This window comes from Bradyrhizobium embrapense (assembly GCF_001189235.2).
GTDB lineage: Bacteria > Pseudomonadota > Alphaproteobacteria > Rhizobiales > Xanthobacteraceae > Bradyrhizobium > Bradyrhizobium embrapense.
In genome coordinates this window covers 297,195-313,618 of record NZ_LFIP02000007.1, presented here as the reverse complement: position 1 = coordinate 313,618, position 16,424 = coordinate 297,195, and the positions used below count along the sequence as shown (strand labels likewise).

At 58.7% G+C, this 16,424-nt stretch carries 9 protein-coding genes and 6 pseudogenes; 7 read left to right on the top strand and 8 right to left on the bottom strand.

The genetic code is table 11. From position 1 onward, the window contains the following. Positions 1–43: 43 nt before the first annotated feature. Together AKN83_RS28565 and AKN83_RS40040 are read right to left on the bottom strand one after the other, a co-directional pair. Entirely contained in the window at positions 44–1,420 is a 1,377-nt protein-coding gene (locus tag AKN83_RS28565) for an MATE family efflux transporter (protein WP_050399914.1), read from the bottom strand. 542 nt (positions 1,421–1,962) lie between these two features. After that, positions 1,963–2,382, bottom strand: a complete 420-nt coding sequence (locus tag AKN83_RS40040; protein WP_157113613.1) for a hypothetical protein — start codon at positions 2,380–2,382, stop codon at positions 1,963–1,965. Positions 2,383–3,545: 1,163 nt separating this feature from the next. Between AKN83_RS40040 and ccrA the strand changes: the two genes are divergently transcribed. Together ccrA and AKN83_RS40035 are read left to right on the top strand one after the other, a co-directional pair. After that, positions 3,546–4,826 (top strand): crotonyl-CoA carboxylase/reductase, encoded by a 1,281-nt coding sequence (ccrA, locus tag AKN83_RS28555; RefSeq protein ID WP_050399912.1) that lies wholly within the window; start codon positions 3,546–3,548, stop codon positions 4,824–4,826. A 352-nt stretch (positions 4,827–5,178) separates the two neighbouring features. After that, positions 5,179–5,373 carry a hypothetical protein gene (locus AKN83_RS40035; RefSeq protein ID WP_157113612.1) on the top strand — a complete coding sequence of 65 codons (195 nt, stop codon included), beginning with the start codon at positions 5,179–5,181 and terminating at the stop codon, positions 5,371–5,373. 1,378 nt (positions 5,374–6,751) lie between these two features. Here the strand turns inward: AKN83_RS40035 and AKN83_RS38840 are convergent. Next, positions 6,752–7,333, bottom strand: a pseudogene (locus AKN83_RS38840) (transposase); the annotation flags it as partial. A 1,420-nt stretch (positions 7,334–8,753) separates the two neighbouring features. On the opposite strand from AKN83_RS38840, the gene AKN83_RS28545 reads away from it, so the two are divergent. Then, the gene (locus AKN83_RS28545) at positions 8,754–10,268 is read left to right on the top strand and encodes a DDE-type integrase/transposase/recombinase (RefSeq protein ID WP_050399911.1); all 1,515 of its coding nucleotides are present in this window, start codon (positions 8,754–8,756) and stop codon (positions 10,266–10,268) included. Positions 10,269–11,340: 1,072 nt separating this feature from the next. Here AKN83_RS28545 and AKN83_RS28540 read toward each other — a convergent pair. Further along, positions 11,341–12,267: a TauD/TfdA dioxygenase family protein gene (locus AKN83_RS28540; protein WP_050399910.1), complete on the bottom strand. Its 927-nt coding sequence runs from the start codon at positions 12,265–12,267 to the stop codon at positions 11,341–11,343. 655 nt (positions 12,268–12,922) lie between these two features. Here AKN83_RS28540 and AKN83_RS40745 point away from each other — a divergent pair. Continuing rightward, a pseudogene (locus tag AKN83_RS40745) lies at positions 12,923–13,268 on the top strand (transposase); the annotation flags it as partial. A 31-nt stretch (positions 13,269–13,299) separates the two neighbouring features. Here AKN83_RS40745 and AKN83_RS28535 read toward each other — a convergent pair. The 3 genes and pseudogenes from AKN83_RS28535 to AKN83_RS42150 all read right to left on the bottom strand — a co-directional run. Beyond that, a complete protein-coding gene (locus AKN83_RS28535; protein WP_050399909.1) occupies positions 13,300–13,539 on the bottom strand; it encodes a hypothetical protein in 240 nt (79 codons plus the stop codon). Beyond that, positions 13,536–14,142: pseudogene (locus tag AKN83_RS28530) on the bottom strand (IS66 family transposase); the annotation flags it as partial. The pseudogene AKN83_RS28530 and the gene AKN83_RS28535, both read right to left, overlap by 4 nt. A gap of 728 nt (positions 14,143–14,870) precedes the next feature. Further along, positions 14,871–15,144 (bottom strand): annotated as a pseudogene (locus AKN83_RS42150) (integrase core domain-containing protein); the annotation flags it as partial. 359 nt (positions 15,145–15,503) lie between these two features. Between AKN83_RS42150 and AKN83_RS40955 the strand changes: the two are divergent. From AKN83_RS40955 to AKN83_RS42145, 3 genes and pseudogenes are all read left to right on the top strand, one after another. Then, positions 15,504–15,788 (top strand): hypothetical protein, encoded by a 285-nt coding sequence (locus AKN83_RS40955; protein WP_206600818.1) that lies wholly within the window; start codon positions 15,504–15,506, stop codon positions 15,786–15,788. Between the two features lie 30 nt (positions 15,789–15,818). Further along, positions 15,819–16,094: pseudogene (locus AKN83_RS40950) on the top strand (NAD-dependent epimerase/dehydratase family protein); the annotation flags it as partial. Continuing rightward, a pseudogene (locus tag AKN83_RS42145) lies at positions 16,067–16,129 on the top strand (hypothetical protein); the annotation flags it as partial. The pseudogenes AKN83_RS40950 and AKN83_RS42145, both read left to right, overlap by 28 nt. A 20-nt stretch (positions 16,130–16,149) precedes the next feature. On the opposite strand, the gene AKN83_RS40945 reads toward AKN83_RS42145, so the two are convergent. Beyond that, positions 16,150–16,392, bottom strand: a complete 243-nt coding sequence (locus AKN83_RS40945; protein ID WP_206600816.1) for a hypothetical protein — start codon at positions 16,390–16,392, stop codon at positions 16,150–16,152. Between the last annotated feature and the right edge of the window lie 32 nt (positions 16,393–16,424).

Genomic DNA, 16,424 nt, shown 5'->3' with positions numbered 1-16,424 from the left:
AGTGTATCGAGGCCTGCCCTGGCTCTCGACGGACATCGGCAGACTATGGTGTTGTTCTCGTCGCCTGGGCCCGAGTAAGCCTGTTTGCCAGCAGCTGGAATCGCATAACAAGGAGCCCAGCGTAGACGGTCGTTCCGATCGATAGGCCAATCCAGATACCAATGGCGCCCAGGCCTAACTTCAAACCAAGCAGGTAGCTTAGGGAGAAGCCGATTAGGCAAAAAACGCCGGAGCACACGAGCGGTACCCTCGTATCTTTCATTCCGCGCAGGACACCTTCCCCTATGCTCTGGACGGCTTGAGTGACAAAGAAGCTCGAGCCGACCAAAAGGAGCTTTGCAGCGAGTGCAGTGGTCGTCTTGGCATCGCCGGTCGGTTCGCCCAGAAACAACCTGGCGACCGCAAAGCGCGCAACGATCACAATAAGCGTCAAAATTGCAGCAATCGCTACACCGATCAGCATTGCGACGAGACCCGTCCGCTTTACGCCACGACCGTCGTTGCGGCCCACCGCATGGCCAACGCGCACCGTCGCCGCCATACTGATGCCGAAAAGGATCATCACCAGGATCACGTCGACCTGATGGGCGATCTGATGAGCGGCAAGCGCGTTGGTGTCGATCAGACCCGCCAGAAGCGCTGCGGCCGAGAATAGCCCGTATCCAAGCAAGGAGGCGATTGCCGTCGGCGCTCCAATCACGATCAGCTGCCGCATCAAGGGCCAATCTACACGCCATAGTCGTGCGAGTAGGTGGTATTCGCGAAAGGAGCGGTGCACTATCGCGAACCACAAAACAGCCAAAAACATCCCACAGTTCACCAAGGTGGTCGCAAGACCAGCCCCAAACAGGTCCAGCCGAGGCAGGCCTAGCTTCCCATAGATTAGCAGACAGACAAGCAAGGCGTTGACCGGCATGCCCGCGATTGTGATCAACAACACCGGCTCAGGCCGGTTGACCGCGCCCATGAAATTACGGAAGGCCTGAAAGCCTAGCGCTGGCAACACGCCCCAGACAAGCCCGAACAGATATTGCTGGGCAAGTCGCGCCGCATTAGGCGCCTGACCAAGAGCGAGCAATATTCGCTCGCCGGACAACGCAAAGGCCATGATCGGAAACGACAGCATCAGTGCCGCCCATAGCCCCGCGCGGAGCGAGCGCCGTGCCACGGCTAGATTGTCCGCCCCAAACGCCTGAGCCACCAAGGGTGCGATAGCAACCAGCAAACCTACGCCGAAGGTGAAGCTAACGAGATAGACCCTAGTGGCCAGCGCTGCCGCGGCGAGCGCCTCAGCGCTAATCCGCCCAATGAAGGCAAGATCGGTGGTCATCATCGCGACCTGCCCAAGATGCGTTAGCACCATCGGCAAAGCGAGTTTCGCGGTTTCGCTTAGTTCGACGGCGAGATCATGGCCAGCCATCGGTACGTGAGTGCTTGGTGTAGCGCCGATATCCGTTCTGTTTCGGCTATCCATGGAAATCGTGCTGCTCGGTTTGATTCGGTGAATAGACGGTCCCTTGCATCACCGACATGCCCCTCCCAAATTGGTGTTGCCCTTGGACAGGTGCCGGCGCAATGTAATACGCACGAGACGCATATGTGGACTACGTGGCGATAGTCTCATGGCCGGCATCCTTGAGCATGAGATGGAGGATGTCACCTCCTCTTCAAAGCTCGTGCCAACTGCGAAAGCTCGTTTTTGTAAGGGTAATTGGATCGAGCGAAACTGTTGTCGACGGATAACATGTCACAGACGCGACAATCGGCATCAAAGTAGTAGTGTCTCGTCTGTCAACTTGCCGGAAACGCCGCGTGACCGCCAAAAATATGTGCAAATTGAAAGCCATCTTAATGGCCAATGGCTGAAGATGCGAGTGGACGAAAACGCCGCCGCAGCACTGGCGACCGCTCGATACGATGCCGGACTATGCCGCGGTAATCCGCTGCCAAGCTCCAGTATTCTCAGCCTTCGTGAATCGCGAGTGACAGACGAACCAGAGGTTTCGCCACCAGCCGCGTCCCTGCAATCACGTTGATTGGCAGCACTGAGACCTCGGGACGCATTGCGCAATCCACGATTATAGTCGCAGTGCTGGTGACTGTCAGTGCCGTCGCGCATTGTTGCTTACCGCGGCAGTATGAGCCTTCAGCTCCGTCAGCGGACTCCGGATTTGCTTTCTGGCTGCCTATCCACAGAGCTGATGTCGTGGCGGCACGCTCGTTGTGGGCGACATGCTTCCACCAGCAGCTTCGCAGCGACTGGCCGTCCGGCTGGCATGCCGACAGATTCTTGTTCTTGTTGCCCGAATAGCCTGTCGAGAAGAGTACCGTCTTTCGAAATCCTGCGACCAACAAGCTATTAAACCAGTTCAATAAAATCACCGTATCCGTCTTAATGTGCGCGACCGTGCACCGACTTCTTCAGCCAGAGGTCGTCCGCCTAAACGAAGTCGCTGGCAGCCCAACGCGGCCTCGAGGTTAGCCCGGGCCACCAGTGGGCCTACCGGCGGACACGATGAGATCGTGAGGGATAGATCCATGATGTCTGACAACGCCAGATGCCAATTGCGTCCTTATGATGCACGACACCGCCATTCTTGAGCGAGCATCAAGGGTAGATACGACAGGCGAACGGCATCATAATCCGCTGTCGTGCCCATCCATCTCCGATTGAAGGGCCCTGTGTGGGAAAACCGATAAAGAGTCCGCTCTACAGAAACCATGGTAGGCACGCGTGCTTCTGGGTCGGAAAAACGGAGCACAGCCAAATGCTCCGCAATTGATCTAAATGAATGCATTGAAGCGCTGGTGCTTGGCAGCAACGAAGCGGCGAACATCGACGTGATTGATGAGAGCTTCATTCAACCCGTCCAGGAAATTGCTGTAGCTTCCAAGAAAAGAGCCGGTGATGAAGTCGTCCTATGCTTCGGTGAAGGGGCCCGCGGTTTCGCAACCAGATTACACTAGGCCCGCCTTCCAGTGCTCCCATGGTTTCGTGGTTCCGGAAAGCGCCTTCACTCATTCGACTGACCAGGATGAAATTTCATGAACGGCGCGGAAATGCCGCGACCTGACCTGTACAAATGAGCCGGACTTTCCTCTGTCTGGTTACTGGCCGCAATCTAATCATAGCGCTGCCCAAGAAACTGTTTTTCGGCTGCCTGTGGAACGCGACTGGGCTTATGACGCGCTGTGCACGCCTCGAAAAGCTGATGAAATGCGACGAATTCGATGGGCGGGAAGCGCGCGCTTTTCTGCGTATATATTGTGGGGCGACATACAAGATTTGCGTCGCGGTCAACTACGAATCTTGGTCATTGATCTAGATGACGGAACCATGGCACGGCTTGCTTCATGACTGTCGGTGGATCAAAGCTGACTAACAAGGAATTCGGCATGCAACATCAGCTAAAACCTTCAAATACTGATCGACGCAGCGACTCCTCGACCGCAGAAATGCTGCGCGCTCAGACTGGGCCAACGGAAAGCCTTCTTTCCCACGGTCCATTTCCTCTTGGCCCATTTTCATTTGAATCGAGATAGACATGGGCGGCACCGATCAGCACAGCGGCTGCGGTCAGCTCGTGGCTGACCACACCCTCCCTGTCGTAAAAGATCTCTACGAGATTGGAGAACGTCCGCCGTTCGGTCATGTACCGAAGCACATGTATGCTTGGGTGATACGGCGGGAGCGACATGGCGATCCAGGGTCCGCAATGAAATTAGAGGTCGTACATACGCCCACAATAGGGCCAGAGGACGCCCTGGTTATGATCATGGCGGCCGGGGTAAATTACAATGGTATTTGGGCAGCTCTCGGGCATCCGGTCTCGCCCTTCGATGTTCACCGGCAATCCTATCATATTGCCGGATCAGACGCTGCCGGAATTGTTTGGGCGGTCGGCGACCGCGTGAGGAAATGGAAGGTCGGCGACGAGGTGGTCCTCCATTGCCATCAGGATGACGGCGACGACGTCGAGTGCAATGGTGGCGATCCCATGTTGTCGCCTTCTCACCGAATTTGGGGCTATGAAACTCCGGACGGTTCTTTTGCTCAATTCGCACGCGTTCAAACGCGCCAGCTGCTACCCCGGCCAACTCAACTAAGCTGGGAGGAGAGCGCCTGTTATACACTCACGCTTGGCACTGCATACAGGATGTTGTTTTGTCATCGCCCACACGTCATTCGACCAGGTCAAAACGTTTTAGTATGGGGGGCGGCTGGCGGCCTTGGCTCGATGGCGGTTCAGCTCATAACCGTAGCGGGCGGCAACGCTATCGGTGTCGTGTCTGACGAGTCGAAGCGAGACTACGTGATGTCATTGGGAGCCAAAGGCGTCATAAACCGCAAAAATTTCGACTGCTGGGGCCGACTTCCCAATATAGATGAGTCCGGTAGATACGACGATTATATGGAGAGGGCTCGCCGCTTTGGCAGGGCCATTTGGGAAATTACGGGAAAGGGCAATGACGTCGATGTTGTCTTCGAGCATCCGGGAGAGATGACGTTTCCCGTCAGTTGCTTCGTCGTGAAACGAGGCGGAATGGTGGTCTTCTGTGCGGGGACCTCAGGTTACAACCTCACACTGGATGCGCGCTTTATCTGGATGCGGCAGAAGAGAGTCCAGGGCAGTCACTTCGCCAATCTCTATCAAGTGTGGGAAGCGAATCGGCTTGTTGTTGATCGGCGCATAAATCCCTGCCTGTCCGAGGTCTTCACCTGGGCTGATATTCCGCGTGCACATGAGAAAATGTGGAGGAATCAACACCAACCCGGTAACATGGCGGTTCTGGTTCAAGCGAGTGCCGCGGAGCCAACCAAATAGGCTTGAAGCTGCTGGTGGTTACATGAAAGCGACAAGGTCGAGCTCAACCGGCAGTTTATGGCGCAATGGATCGCTAGCTCGACTTCGAGCTGGAGATCTGGCCGACGACATCGCAGCGAGGTCAAGGAAGCCGTACGGGTCTTTGCCGACGAAACCACCTTGCCGACACTCGCTCCCGGCTCCTGACTCGCAAAGGCGGATTTCTTATGGGCCTATGCCAGAGATGATCGAACGTTGGCCGCAGCGGTCCCCGATGGTGGCTTATAGCTTCGAAGATGGCCTGGCGAATGCGCGGTCCGCCGTCTCAATAATAATTATCGCGACATCCTGAAAGTCGATGGCTATGGCGCCCATGACAAGCTCGCGCGATCCGATCGCTGCAATGATGTCTCACATTGGCTGGCGGCTCGTCACACAGCAGGCAAGTCGAGAAAACCGTGCGCGGTCAAAGCTGACGCTCGCGTTACCGCGCGCCAGCAAGGTGATTGTCGCAGTTCTCTTCTTCTGGCAGCAGACCTTACCGCGGATCTCCGGCAAAACTGGCTGAGGCGATCCACTATCCAGCCTCGCGCTGTGTCATGTTCCAACGCTTCCTAAAGCTATGGTCGCATAAAGCTTGATTCCAACGTCGTGGCGGACTTAGTGCCGTGCTTCTGTATTCGGCGGCGATGTAGGGCCTCAATGCGTGGACATCTGATTGCGGAAAGACTGGCGGCGGGGCGTAGCCGTGTCGGCCGACACTTCGTTGGGACGGTCAGCAAGTTGGGCCCTGATCCTATCGAGCGACGGCACTAATAGTGCCTAATCGCTTGAGGAGCTTGTCAGGGTACGGCCAGACGAAGACCCTGACCGTGGCGTATAAACGCGCTCTTTAGCGCTCCCGCGGCGGTCTTGAGTCGTTAAGCGGCGTTCCAAGCCTACGCAAGCAGGTCGGCGTCCTGGTTGGCAGGATGGTCAGGAAGCTGCGCCAGTACATCGGTCAGTCAGGCTCGCGGATCGACAACCGAACTATGCCGAACAATCCGATATGACACGTCGTTGTCACGCTGGCACCGTCGATCGCGTGCACGGTTGCCCCATTCCTAGTCTGGTCGTCGTTCAGAAAGGCGAGCAGGCGGTCGTTCGGCTGGAAGCGAGTTCGCGTGCCGCGCTCGTACGGCTTGAGCGTCGCCAGGGCGGCGCTTTCTTCGGTGCGAGGTGGGCTTGCAGGTACGCATGCGTCGTCTCGACTGATTCCGCCAGGGCGCGACTAGCATCAAGGTGTGATCACGGCGGCCAAGTCACGTCGTCGATCGGGCGCCGCGAGAACCGCCTCGATCTCGGAGCGCGTCAGTAAGAGCACCTGTCGCTTATCGTGCCGCTTGCTCGGTATGGCGAGCACGCGCCGCATCAGCGCATTGTGTGCCGGCTCCTCGAAGGACACAAACCTGAAGGAGGATCGGATCGCGATCAGACGCAGGTTACGCTTCTTTGGGCTGGCGCGCGCTTTACCTCAAGATCTGTTAGGAACGCGCCGAAAGTTGCGTCCAATCGGTGAAGCGTCAGGCCGATGGAGGATTCCGCAGCTGCGCCTTTGCGAAGATGAGCAGCAGCCGGAACGTGTCCTTGTAGGAGGCGATCGTGTTGCCGCTAACACTGCGCTGGCGCATGAGGGCGCTCGGTAAAGAGGCGCTCGATCAACGTGGCGACATTGCAGGCGAGCTTCATGGCATCACCTCCCACCGCCGATCGAGACGCCGCGCTGATCCGTCAACTCGGGGCAGGCCGAGAGAAACTGACCTGCAGTTTCGGAGTTTTGTACGCCAAGTGCTTGATGAAGCCGCTCTCCATCGGCTTGCCGGGCCGATGAAGTGCCAGTCGACGGTGGCGTCCTTCAGGCGAGCTGGCATTGCAGGTGAACTCGGTGCCGTGGTCGGAATTGGCGAATGGACAAAGTCCAGCGACCAGCGCGCGTTGGGCCTGCCTCCACCGGGATCGGGGCCCGGATCCCCACAGCCTTCCGCTGAGCCCGCCGCTCGTGGACGGCGAGTCCTTCCTCGCAATAAAGCCGGTAGATCCGGTTGATGCCCGATGGCTCGCCCTCTCGCCGCAGCAGGACGAACAGCCGGCGGTAGCCGAAACGCCGCTGCTCGTGGGCCAGATCGCGCAGCGGCCTCGCAGCTCTGCCTCTCGAGGGCAGCTCGAGCGATAGCGGATCAACTTCCGATCTGCGCATTGATCAAACAGGCCCGCCGTTCCGACAGGCTCATGACGGCCTGTAGATGCGCGACCACAGCGCGCTTGGTCGCGAGCCCTACCATTTTTGAAAGAAGCTCGCGAAGCGCGGCCGCATGGAGCATCTGCTCAGCCAGAAGCTTCTTCAGCTTCGCGTTCTCCTCTTCAAAGGCCTTCTGTCGCTTCGCCTCGGAGATCCCATGCTTGCGAGCCAGGTCAGTCGTCTTCTCCCCAGCCTCATGCTCCTTCAACACCGCGATAATGTGTTCTTCCGAAAACCTTGCTCGCTTCATCTACCCGTCCTTCCGCGGACCGGACTCTAACTCCATCTGGAGGGAATACGCAGTGGCAGGTCAATCCCAGTAGGTTATCACGCACGCAGGCGTAGCCGAGGTAGGTGAAGACACTGTGTTGCTCGACGTCCTTGCCTTCGATACCAATCGAGTAGCGTCCGGATGGCGAAGCGATGACGGAAGTCGTGCACGCGTGGCCCGGTACGATCACCTCGGCGCCGCAGCCCGATCTCTCGGGACAATCGCCCGAAGACGCGATGACGTACGTGCAGCAGGCGGACTTTGTTCGGCAACGAAGAAGGTCGAGCCGCAGCATGATCCGAGCATTGAGTCGCGCCGGTGGGCGTAGTAGCCCAACGCGGTTCTCGTCGTCGGATACAATGGCACGAGCCATGACTTGGTCAGCCGGGCCGTCAGCACGCCGGCTACATCATCACGCTCCAGGCCCATCGCCTCGGATATATACGCATGTCCGTCACGGCGATCAGCCCGAACAGGGTATAGTAGGTCCATCAGCGCAGCCCGCCCATTGGCGGCAGAGCCGACGCTGCCGCCAGCAACGCATCGATCTCCCCGTCGCTGTAGACGTAGGGCTTGGCGCGCTTCCATCCCGGCAGCATGCCGGTGCGTTAGAAGCCTGCCCTGGCCGGGAGTTGTGACATGACCAATCTGCGCGCCGCACTCGATAAGTATCTGAGCATGCACAAGGGTTTGGATACAAGTACGAGCACAGCCCCGTCAGCTCGTCGACTTCTTGTGAAGCGCGCAAGGCCAAGATTATCATGACGAAGCTGGCAATAGAATGGGCAATGCTGCCGACACCAACTGCCCGATCTCAGACAAGGTCGTGCCAAATCGGAGAACCGAACTGTGCCGGAAGATAGGGGGCCGGAGGTGTGCGCAACCGCCGATACCAACGCGATCAAGGGCGGCCTTGGCGGTCATGTTGATCGCACATCCGGAAGCAAACCCGATGCACGGCGTGAGTGTGCGGACGAACAACCGTCGGCACGATGACTTTGGGCAGCCACTGCGCAGATATGCAGCGATGGCCGCGCGAACGTCTGGCGGTATGGCACCCGTGCACGCTGCCGGCCCCTTCGCGCGACGGAATATCTCGCTGACGTCCGTTATCAAGATGATTTCAATGCGCCAAAGCTACCACGTCGCTCTTCTTGTCGTCACAGGGGGAAGATGCTTTTCTACTAATAGCCGTCGGTAAGATGGAATCTTGCAGTTCAGCACCGCAACTTTGAGAACAAAAGCTCGTGTTTTCTCGCTATGATTGTCTGCAGGCAACACGGTAGATACCGCGCGACGTCGGTGAATGGGCGCATTGCGTCAGCTTAGAAGCTCCCGAATGATAGGCTGTTGCCTCATGTAAGTTGCTCCCCGACCAGACGGGCGGGCGGGGGCGACGATGAGGCGGCTGAGCATGGCGACTAGGAAGGAACTGACGGCAGCTGTGGGCGAACGCTACCGATCGGGCGATCGCGTGGAGAAGGCGCGGATATTGGATGAGTTCGTCAATATCACTGGATATCATCGCAAACATGCGATGCGGCTGCTGCGGGGCCACGATGGGTCGCGAAAAGGTCGTCGGGCGCGGCGCCGGATTTATGGTGAAGCCGAACGCAATGCGCTCGCACTCCTCTGGGAAGCGTCGGACCGGGTTTGCGGCAAGCGGCTGAAAGCCTTGATGCCGATGCTGATCGAGGCGATGGAGCGGCACGGCCATCTCGACCTCGCTCCCGAGATCCGCGGCAAACTGCTTTCGATGAGCGCGGCGACGATCGACCGGGCGTTGGGCCGGATTCGGGAAGGGCTCGGTCGCCAGCGCCGGCGACCGGCCGCGCACGCCCTGCGACGCAGTATTCCGATACGGACTTCAGCGGATTGGAATGATCCGGCACCGGGATTCGTCGAGGCGGACCTTGTCGCCCACAGCGGTCCATCGGCGCGCGGCAGTTTCGTACAGACCCTGGTCCTTACTGACGTCGCGACGGGCTGGACGGAATGCGCGCCGCTGATCGTGCGCGAGCAGACGCTGCTGAGCACCGTGCTGACGGAATTGCGCAAGCAATTGCCCTTCGCGCTTCTTGGCTTGGACACGGACAATGACACCGTTTTCATGAACGAGACGCTGAAGACGTACTGCGACACGGCCAATATCGTTTTCACGCGCTGCCGGCCATACCGCAAAAACGATCAGGCGTTCGTCGAGCAAAAGAACGGCGCTGTCGTGCGCAGGATGGTCGGCTACCGGCGGTTCGAGGGTTTGGAGGCGGCGACGCTGCTGGCGCAGCTCTACCGCTCAGCGCGCCTGTTCGTGAACTTCTTCCAACCGTCGTTCAAGCTGATCGCCAAGCAGCGCGACGGCGCTCGTGTGCGCAAGACCTACAGCGCGCCTGCGACGCCGCATCAACGGCTAGCCGCCGACGCGCGCACGTCCGATAAAGTTCGCGCCCATTTACAAGAGACTTTCACCAGCCTCGACCCCGTCGCCTTGTTGCGCGATATCCGAGTAACGCAGGCGCGGTTGGCGGCGCTTACCGACGCCGAGCCTGTCGCGAACCCCGGCGCGATCGCGCAGCCGATCGATCTTTTCCTGGCGAGCTTGAGAACCGCCTGGAAGGAGGGCGGCGCTCGGCCGACAGATCGGCCGATCGTCAAAGCAAAACGAGGCCGTCGCCGTCCCGACCCGCTCATTCGAGCGACGCCGAATTTGCGCAAATGGTTTGAAGCCGAGCCGTGGCGGACCAGCAGCGAACTCCTGGCGCGATTGCAGGCAGAATACCCTGGAGTCTATCCTCAAAAACTTCTGCGCACGCTACAGCGTCGCCTAAAGACCTGGCGCAGCGAACAGGCCAACGCCCTGCTGTTCGGCCCCTCTCAAGCGCCGCCGCTCGCCCTCGATGTCGTAGCGCCTCGATAACGGCGGGCTCGCGCAGTAAAAGCCGGACGCTGCGAACCGCGACCATCTTCGCATCCGGTGCGGCCGAGTGCCTGATCCGTGCTCGGCGTCAAGGCCAAGCCCGCTACGCGGGTCGCTTCGCGAGCCTTGACCCCTGCGCGCGGATCAGGCCGCGGACGACCATGAGCTTTGCTGGAAGGCCCGGCCTTGAGGCCGGCCCCGGTCAGCAAAGCTCATGGCGAACCGCCACCAAATGGGGTTACTCCAGCACATCTTAGGCCCACTTCGGCAATCATTGAGACGCCGCTCTTCACTTCAAGCCGGGAGCAAAAAAGATGAGGCAGCGGACGAGCCTGAGGGAGCATTTTTACGTGCGGCAATACGAGCCCCAACATGGGTCGTCGCTCGGAAAGACAGCCAACTGTCAGACCTAGTCGCGGGAGGTGCCGGCGATGGTAAGCCCGCTGCTGTTCCCGCCTAGAGCTTGACAGATGATCCTGAGACAATGGCATGGGCCTGTGTGCTGAATGATAGGCAGACCGCTCTGACCAAGCCGGAAATTCTCATTAAGGAGATCGACCGCTTCATCGCCTTCAGTGCGCGTTTCGGCTGTGTGCTACCAGATTAGGGGCTCCAGCGGGCTTTTCCGTCAGCTTTGCGGCGGGCGGTGGTCTGTCGCGTATCCGACCCAATCAGAGTCTAGTCCCATGCGCGTCACTCCTTTAAATCGCCGGTACCGGGTCGTGCGTCACAAACTGAACGAGGTGCAATCGACAAGGTCAATCGCGATCTCATCCTGGCTTTCATGTCGGTTCCGCCAACCAGCCAACGCCAAGCGCGTCGCCGGGACGAACACCTCGCAAGCTGGCACGCCATGGCGACAATCACGTGCGAGTCCGCGCCCCGACTCGTTCCCGGGGGCCAGCTACTCTGTTGGCAGAGAATTCCAAAGAAGCCTAGGGGATTGACGCAACGTTCTTGCCGATCAGTTCATATGAACCTGACCGGCAAATCTTCATTCAGGTGAGAGTCGTTACGGGGGGCGTGGAGCCCGTGGTCGGCGCGATTATCGCACCGTAGAACACGGCCGATCTCAGCCGACTTTCGGCACGGGCTTGGAAGCCTTGATACGCGTTACGCTGTAACGGCCGTCGACGCTGATGGGTACGTCGCCGTCGACGGTGGCGCGCCGAACGACGCGATGCTGGTCGCCGTAGTCATTGACCGCATAGTGTTGCGTGGCGCGGTTGTCCCAGATTGCGACATCGTCATCCTTCCAGTTCCACCGCACAGTGTTTTCGGGGGCGGTGATATGTGATTGGAACAAATCGAGCAGCTTCTGGCCGTCATATTTCGGAATCCCAACAAACCGCCGCACCATATCGCCGAGCACCAGCGTGCGCTCGCCGGTTTCCGGATGGACACGCACCACGGGATGCTCGGTCTCATAGATCGTTCCGGTGTAGACGTCGTCAAAATACTTCTTGTCGGCTTCGCTGACGCGGGTCCTTACGGCGTAGTCGTAAGCATTGGTGTGAACGGCCCAGAGTTCGTCGGCAAGTCGTTGCAGCGGCGGCGGCAGGCCGAGATAAGCGGCCGCAGCGTTTGACCAGAGGGTATCACCGCCGAATGGTGGGATCACAACGCCTCGCAGTACCATAATCTTGGGATAGGCGTCGACAAAGGTTATATCGGTGTGCCACAGGTCAGCTCGGCTGTTGGCGCGGGTGGAATCAAGCTCGAGGATCGATACTGTACCCTCTGAGACAGGGAGCGTCGGATGCGGCACAAGCTTTCCGAAACGAAGAGCAAACCGCTCCTGCACGGTGTCATCCAGGTGATCTTGGTTACGGAAGAAGATGACTTTGTGTTCGAGCAGCAAGCTGTTAATCGTAGCGATCGTCTCGTCCGGCAAATCGTCTGAGAGCTTGATGTTCTTGATTTCAGCGCCGATGTGCGCTGCGCGTTTGACAATGTCGGCACGAGGAATGACATTATGGATCAAGGCCGTTTCACTCATGAGGGTATTCTCCAGGTCGTTGTTTCTAATTGTCCAGCTGCGAGCGACTGGTGATCGCTAGATATCGGATTGAATAGACAGATTCACGAAGATCCGCAGCGTTTATTGGAACGGATGGCGGTGATCTGTGCAGCGATGATGAATGGAAGACGCCGCATGAAGCGCGACCTCCTTCCGGGTCCATTGAATTCGATGGTTCGACAGGTTTCGAAGTCGACAGTTCTTATTAAGACGCTTTTCTCCGATCAGTGGCAGGAATAAGCGCACCATGCCCGATCGGCTGGCAACAACTTTGTGATGGCCGCGACGAGACCGCCGATACCCGCCGGTGCGTACCGTAGCCGTCACGGCCCGACTAGGCGGACTGCCCCGCGTTGTCTAGCGCGCGGGCCCGTCCGGCTGCCTGCTGGTGACGGAGGCGATCCGTTGGTTGCAAGCACTAATGCAAGCGCCTGTGCGCGAGCGAAAAAGCAGGTGACTGCGGCGACGAACATGGACAGGCCTCGTGTTGCCTGGTGATTTCAAGCAAGCACCGTGCCAGCCGCGGAAAACGCGCCTCAAGCCATTTAATTGCCGGCTGCGTGACCTAGATCGTGTTGGTATTTGTCGCCAATATGACAAGCGCTAACCGAAGGTGCAAACCGTTGTCCTCACTGTGACGCTGCACGCCCTAAAGGATGAACTCGGCGCGCGCGGGACACAATGTGGTTTGGCTATTTCTCCGACGCGAAGGGCTGCGGTTCAAAAAACGCTGCTCGCCCTGGAGCGAGCTCGCGCAGACATCGCGCGTAGACGCCAGCGCTGGCGTTCATGGCAGGCCAATCTCGATCCCCGCCGCCCGGTCTCCACCGACGAGACCTGGATTAAGACCAATATGGCCCCGCTGCGCGGTGGGGGGCCAAAAGGCGAGCGGGTGCGGAGCTTCACGCCACATGGTCATTGGCGGGACGCTGACATTCCTTGGCGTCTTACGCTGTGACCGCCTCACCGCACCTTGTGTATCCAATCGGCGTATCGGCGTAGGCCACAGGATCACCGCTTCCGTAGTTCGGGGTTTTTCTTGTAGAACCTGATAAGCTCGATCAGGTTCTCGATTCCGAAGTCGGTGAACGCCTTGACGCCACCTTCTCCGATGCCATTGACCCAGATGACCCCGTCCTCGATCTCCATTTCAATCGAGATGTCGCGGAGCCAATCTTCGTCTTCACCAAGGTCCTTGGCGACCTGGGTGATGGTGATGACGTGATGGATTTTGTTGACGTGGGTGGTCATGCCGCTCGAGCGGAGAATGTTGATGCCGGGGGCCAATTCCAGGGCAGAAGCTCGTCCAGCCGATGAGTTGGGCGGGCGGGCAAGGACGTCGGCCAGTCAGGCTTGCGGGTCGACGCCGTTCATTTTGGCCGTGACGATCAGGCTGTACATGGAAGCAGCGCGCCGCTCGCCGCGATCGGATCCGCAGAACAGCCAGGACTTTCGGCCAAGAGCGATGCCTCGCAAGCCTCGTTCGGCGGCATTGTTGGAGAGACACACGCGGCCGTCTTCCAGGAACAGCGTGAAGCTTGCCCATCGCTTCAGGATGTAGTTGAACGCTTCGATCAGGTCACGCCCGCGGGATAGTTTGGCAAGCTGTTCGCGCATGTAGACTTGCAGGTCTTCGGCCAAGGGCCGGCTCAGCGTCTGCCGCACCTGAAGGCGCTCCTCAACGCTCTTGCCGTTGATCGAGCGTTCGATCTCGAACAGCGCATCGATCCGCCGCACGACCTCAATCGCGATCGGAGAGAGCGGGATTTCCTTTTTGCCCACAGCCTAGCGCCGCGCGTTCTCTTCGATGTCGACCATGGCAAAGAACGGGCGCCTTCCATGCGACCAGCAGGAACATAACGACTACGGCAGTGGCCGCAGTTGGTCGGTTTGGCCATGAAACGGTACGAGCCGCCTATGCCGACCAGATTCCACTCCAAGCGTGGGTTTATGGTCCGACCACGCGGCTAGCAGCAAACTGATCATCACCATCGAGAGCGATTGAAGGGTGAGCGCGAAATAGCCGGGGGATAAGCACTCAACTACGAGGGCCGCATAACGCGGGTTAGTGATCCCAGCCGATAGCGCTACCGCAGGCGGCCAGCCCGCCATCCAGAGACATCCGATCATGAGAAACCTGCAAATCCAGCCCAGCGCCATAGCAAGCGTGACATTCGCCATACGAAAAGGAGCGGCGGAACATTGGTGGCGTAGGCGGATGGGCTCGCGATGAAGTTAAACATTCTCCGGCGGGATTGAGACCGCGGCTCCTGTGGTGTGGCCGCCAAGCGAAAAGGCCTGCTGTGGTTACGGCGGATTGAGCCAGCGACGTCCGATCCGGCAAGACTGAAGTTCCGTTGGTAAAGGGGGCGTCTCTTGCCATGGGTCCCTTCTTGTGTGCCTTATCGTCAGGACCCATTCCAATGAGCCTCAAGGTCGCTCCAACCGGCCTGAGCTCTGCAATCTCCTCCCAATATTGGTAGTGGCTATCATTGGTGTACAGCGAGACCGAAGTGTGGTCTCCAGAACGAGAGTTTATGCCTCGTATCACGCGAGCCGGGCGGTTGTTGCGCGGTCGCAATTTACAGCAAAATCGACGGACGATTGCCGATCGTCCTCTGGGGACGCTCTTCGTTGTTGTCTGCGCCAATCCTCCACTCATCCCACGCGTTCGTAAGGTTGGTGAACCCATGGATGTCGAGGCGTTCGGCCCGGAAACGGCCGTTGACGTCCTTTACGAACATTGTCGGTCGGTTGGCCAGGGCCGCGAGAAGTCCAGCGTGACGCCGTGCTGATTGACCACAGGTCGAGATCGCGCGGCACGAACTCGCGATCTTGATCGAGAATCGTCGCCGGCAAATTGGCTCCGCCGATGCGAAGACTGAAAGGCTACACGACATGGCTGAGTAGTCACTCCGTCGAAGGGCATCCGATCGTTAGGACTGTCCGCGACGTCGTTCTCCACTTCTATCCGGGAATACAAATGTCGTGCTCCGGTCAACTACCGGTGTTAACAATTGATCTGGACGACGGAAGCATGTCACCTATCGCTGACGAACGTCGGGCGGTGGAATCAGGCTACTCGTGGGGTCACACCGATTTCCGGGCTTGCGTGGATACGCGGCACAATGAGGATCAACTCGAAGAGCTTTGGGCACCGGGTCGAGCCTCGTGGGTCAACGCCAGGAACGCCAGTCCTCTGGTTTGGAGCGCTGGTGACAACTAGCCTCATCGTCAAAGAAGATATTGAGCACATCCATGCGGCTTTGCCGCGAGGACGCTTCGCGGGGGCAACGGTCCTGATCACTGGCTGCGCGGGCTTCCTTAGATTTTACTTCCTCCAGTGCCTCACGCGAAAAGCGTCCGAACTTGACCTGAAGCGGATCATCGCGCTCGACAGCTTTCTCCTGCATCGGCTGCAGTGGCTGATTGATCTGAGTGCGGAGTTTCCGGAGGTGCTCGAGACACGTGCGTTCAACATCGTCACAGATGACCTTTGAACAGTCGACGCCGCTGACGCAGCCGACTACGTCATCCATATGGCCTCGATCGCTTCGCCGACATTCTATCGGCAGTATCCGGTCGAGGCCATCGACGCGAATAACTGGGGACTGCGGCTACTCGAATTCTATCGGGGTTCGGATCGGCTCAAGGGGCTGTTGTTCCTTTCAAGCAGCGAAATCTATGGCGATCCAGCGAAGGCCGCGATCCCAACTGACGAGGAATACCGCGGCAATGTCGCGTGCCTGGACCCGGCGTGCGTATCGACGATCGCCGGCTGCCGGCCGATCTCGCGCGATGCGTGATCAATCGACGCGATATTGTCATTCTTTCCGAAGGTAGCCCGACCCGCACGTTTTGCTACGTCTCCGACGCGATCACGGGTATCTCCTTTGCGTTCTGCATGGGAAGTACGAGTACTTCAACATCGGCATCTACAAGCCGGAGATCTCCGTCCACGGCCTTGCCGAGATCTATCAACAGGCTTCGCTCGAGCTTTTCGGACGCCGCGGCGCGGTCGTCTTCGAGAGGAGTTCCGACGCAGAGTGTCTTGTCGACAATCCAAGCCGGCGCCGCCCCGCGATCAAGAAAGGCGCGCGACATTCTCGGGTACTCGCCGAAGATTCTCGTAAACG

Excerpts from the sequence above, each read along its gene's own strand:
- AKN83_RS28565 (WP_050399914.1), bottom strand. The coding sequence starts at position 1,420 with ATGGCTGGCCATGATCTCGCCGTCGAACTAAGCGAAACCGCGAAACTC.
- ccrA (WP_050399912.1), top strand. The coding sequence starts at position 3,546 with ATGGGCGGCACCGATCAGCACAGCGGCTGCGGTCAGCTCGTGGCTGAC.
- AKN83_RS40035 (WP_157113612.1), top strand. The coding sequence starts at position 5,179 with ATGACAAGCTCGCGCGATCCGATCGCTGCAATGATGTCTCACATTGGC.
- AKN83_RS28545 (WP_050399911.1), top strand. The coding sequence starts at position 8,754 with ATGAGGCGGCTGAGCATGGCGACTAGGAAGGAACTGACGGCAGCTGTG.
- AKN83_RS28540 (WP_050399910.1), bottom strand. The coding sequence starts at position 12,267 with ATGAGTGAAACGGCCTTGATCCATAATGTCATTCCTCGTGCCGACATT.
- AKN83_RS28535 (WP_050399909.1), bottom strand. The coding sequence starts at position 13,539 with ATGACCACCCACGTCAACAAAATCCATCACGTCATCACCATCACCCAG.
- AKN83_RS40945 (WP_206600816.1), bottom strand. The coding sequence starts at position 16,392 with ATGTCGCGCGCCTTTCTTGATCGCGGGGCGGCGCCGGCTTGGATTGTC.